General features: G+C 39.1%; 4 protein-coding genes and 1 pseudogene. 3 read left to right on the forward strand and 2 right to left on the reverse strand.

The annotated features are described in order from the left end of the window. Nucleotides 1–113 (forward strand): annotated as a pseudogene (locus tag FB6_RS16465) (IS982 family transposase); the annotation flags it as partial. Nucleotides 114–129: 16 nt separating this feature from the next. On the opposite strand, the gene FB6_RS16470 reads toward FB6_RS16465, so the two are convergent. Further along, nucleotides 130–1,041 carry a DMT family transporter gene (locus FB6_RS16470; protein WP_174560964.1) on the reverse strand — a complete coding sequence of 304 codons (912 nt, stop codon included), beginning with the start codon at nucleotides 1,039–1,041 and terminating at the stop codon, nucleotides 130–132. A gap of 12 nt (nucleotides 1,042–1,053) precedes the next feature. After that, nucleotides 1,054–1,524 carry a YaiI/YqxD family protein gene (locus FB6_RS16475; RefSeq protein ID WP_174560965.1) on the reverse strand — a complete coding sequence of 157 codons (471 nt, stop codon included), beginning with the start codon at nucleotides 1,522–1,524 and terminating at the stop codon, nucleotides 1,054–1,056. Nucleotides 1,525–1,791: 267 nt separating this feature from the next. On the opposite strand from FB6_RS16475, the gene FB6_RS16480 reads away from it, so the two are divergent. Further along, a complete protein-coding gene (locus tag FB6_RS16480) occupies nucleotides 1,792–2,724 on the forward strand; it encodes a hypothetical protein (protein ID WP_174560966.1) in 933 nt (310 codons plus the stop codon). Nucleotides 2,725–3,138: 414 nt separating this feature from the next. Beyond that, nucleotides 3,139–3,279, forward strand: coding sequence for a hypothetical protein (locus tag FB6_RS16485; RefSeq protein WP_174560967.1), 141 nt, complete (start codon nucleotides 3,139–3,141; stop codon nucleotides 3,277–3,279). Nucleotides 3,280–3,449: the final 170 nt, after the last annotated feature.

A 3,449-nucleotide genomic window follows, 5' to 3' on the forward strand; every position in this document is an offset into this window, starting at 1 on the left:
GTAAAGCTCGTAGTATTCATGGATTTCTAAGTGGAATTTATGCTTCTTTATGTGCATACCAATTAACCCATCGAAATAAGCCAACAATTCAAATTATGAAATCATTAGCTTAAGCAGGATTCGGGTTATTTAAGAACCTGATTTGATCTTATGGGCGAGATTCTGACTCGCCTTAAAATCGCGATAAAAGTATACAAATAATCCCAACAGTAAAACCACGGCACCGACAAATACCAGCCCCGACAGTTTTTCATCATTTAACAAGGCGCCAAACAACATGGCGAGCATCGGCGTCATGACAGTCGTCAATGACAAAGTTGTAGCCTTGATATTTTGTACCAGTTTGAAATAGCAAAACATGGCGAGCAAGGATGCCATAATCACGGCATAAAACAGTCCGATTAATGCTTTAGTATTCGGGAGATGTGTTGGGGCATGCTGCCAGATCAACGGCAACATAACGAGTGCAAATAGTGCAGAAACCATAATTGAGCCCGTAGCTTGGGCCATTGGTTCTAATGGGGCATTGACCTTTTTCACCCAGAAAATTGAAGCACAATATACAAAGACGCTGATCAGCATCAATCCAATCCCCATGGGCTGGATATGATGATCACTCCCCCCCAGACAGATAATCGCGAGTCCTACCACCGCAATACACATCCCCACCCATTGCATGCGATGCAAATGAATTTGAAAAGCAAAACGTCCAATTAAACCGGTCATAATCGGCGCCAGGCCAAACATCAAGGCAATGATGCCTGAGCTTAAATAAGCTGTCGCCAAATAGGTAAAAATTTGCGAACCGATAAAACTGCAGGCTCCTGCAATATAACTATGGATAGAAATACCATCGTGAGGCAGTTTGATCTTAAGTAAGACCAACAAGCCCAAAGCTAAGGGTAATGCAATAAAAAATCGCAGTGCCAGTGCCCACAAACTATGTAAATCTGAAACACTCCACACAATCGCCAGTGGTGTAGTTGCCCAAATAAAGACCAATAAGGCATAAGTAGACATCAGGTTGAATTTTGATGGCATGATTGACTCAATTTAGGGTGCGGTTTTACGTTTCTGCTTCTGAATAGTTTGATCCAGTGAACTAGAAAATTCACGTTTATCACGTTCAGAAATGGGCGGTGGACCACCAGTTTGTACACCCGCACCACGTAAAGTATCCATAAAATCACGTAAATGCAGACGTGCTTTGACATTGGCCACCGTATAAATTTCGCCACGCGGATGAATCGCAATACCACCCTTTTCAATCACCTGAGCAGCCAGCGGAATGTCTTGCGTCATCACAATATCATGCTCTTTCATGCGCTCGATAATTTCCTTATCCGCAGCATCTGCCCCACTCATGACCTGTATGGAATTAATCCGCACAGACGGCGTAATCCCGACATTCTGATTGGCGACAAAGGTGACTTCTAACTGGTAACGGTCCGAAGCGCGAATGATCACGTCACGCAGGATTTTAGGCAATGCATCTGCATCTACCCACAGTTTAAATGGCAGCACACCACATCCATAGTCAAAAAATAAGAGCGCTTAGTTTAGCAAATTCCATGTGACAGGTGGATGGCTAAATCCATTCAGCTGATGTGCTGTTTCCACCTTTAAGCAACTAATCATATTTTCATAGCGCAGTTGCTCATTTGATACATCCAAATTCAGGATTTTGGGCACATTTCATCAACTTTAACGGTTAAATTTAGCCATGTGACTTGAAATTTTAAAATAACCCTCGATTTAATAGATAAATACAACCCAACATCAATTGTGTATATGAACAATCAAAATAGACCAGAACTTATCACCATTGAAGATCAGAACTTTGGCAGCCATGTCGAACATTGGAATTTATTGACTGAAAATCCAGGTAGTGATGTACCCAAATGGCTTGGTCTGGCACTCGATGCACCGGTTATGCCTATGGGTTTGTGTAAGCAGGAATGCGATATGGATGAATCGGCGTGGCTGATTCAGGGACCTAAAAAAGCCAATGTACAAATGACCCAGGTCATTGCCGTTGAAAACAACAAACCTCAGGCGGTGAAAACTGCATTTCCAAGTTTCGAAGGCCCCTATAAGGTCAATGCAACGATTGAACGGATTATCAGCTGTAAATCCAACACTCAAGCAGTATTACGTCTCAATTTGGGTGCCAATACTATTGTCTATGCATTTGACACCTTGTATAGCGTCAATCATGGCCAATATGAAAAAGATCAAATCTATCAGGCACAGTTAAATGCCTGGGCTTATGAGCTGGAAGCCGTGTCAGAGCATGAGCATCTGGTGGTGGATGATCCAGCTTCAATTAAGCATCATCGTGCTTTAAATGATATTTTGGCAGCCAATAACGGTGTAGCCCCTGCCAATCTGCAAGAACAGATTGATGCCTGGGAACCCAAGTCTGAAGATGATAAAGAACCGGTCACCGTCGATTTTTCCAAAATGGTGGCCTATTTATATGGCGAAAATATGGGTCAGGAAGATGAAGCCTGGTTCCAGGGCAATATTGTCGGTAAAACCTCGATGTCTTTTATGGATCAAGACTACACACTTTATGACGTTGCTTTAATTCATGATGAAAATCAGGAAGCCACGCTGATTCGTATTGCAACTAAAAATAAAGCCTATAAGGACTTTGAAATTGGTCAATATATTCGTGGAAATTTATGGATTCAGGTCAATATTTACGCTAAAAAACAGTAATCTATAAAAACAGTTCATTAGGATTGATGATCCATCCGTTCTATTGAGCTGTTTTTTTATTGCCTGCATTTTTATTATCTTCGCACAAAATTGATTAAATTTTATCCACAGATCAACATTATATTTAATGTTTTTAAATTCAAATTAAAATCACTTATCCACAGTTTTAAATTTAATAAATTCATATTTTAATAATAAGATCCCGATTATATTTTTAAAACTTAATTATTAGTCACAAACATCCTGAAAGCCTTGCAGTAACAATATTCGAGCGATAAAGGGGATATTCTGTTTTTTAAAATAAATATTTTAATTACATATTTTTATTTAGTACTTTATTTAATCAATTTTTTATGCTAAAAATGCAAACAAGAAATAGGAATTTACGATAAATAAATCGGAATCGAGTTTTCCATGAAAATCGTGCAAGAAGAAAATATACAAACAGTTGGACATCAACTGACTAAACGCTTCCAGTTAGACAGCATCTCATGCTTATTTTTTGTCTTGGGAATGTTCATGTCTGCCTATATTTTACATCACTTTATTCTTTAACCTGTTTTAACCTCTTATTTTTAATCTACTTATTTTAAAAGAACTTAGATTAGCATTTGAAGTGCAACACCATGTTCTTGGAATAATACCTGACTCGGGCTTCTAAATCCGAGTCTTTTTCTTGGGCGATGATTCAAACGTTGAGTGATTTCTGAAATATAAGCATCCGA

The organism is Acinetobacter bouvetii (genome assembly GCF_902753875.1).
GTDB lineage: Bacteria > Pseudomonadota > Gammaproteobacteria > Pseudomonadales > Moraxellaceae > Acinetobacter > Acinetobacter bouvetii_A.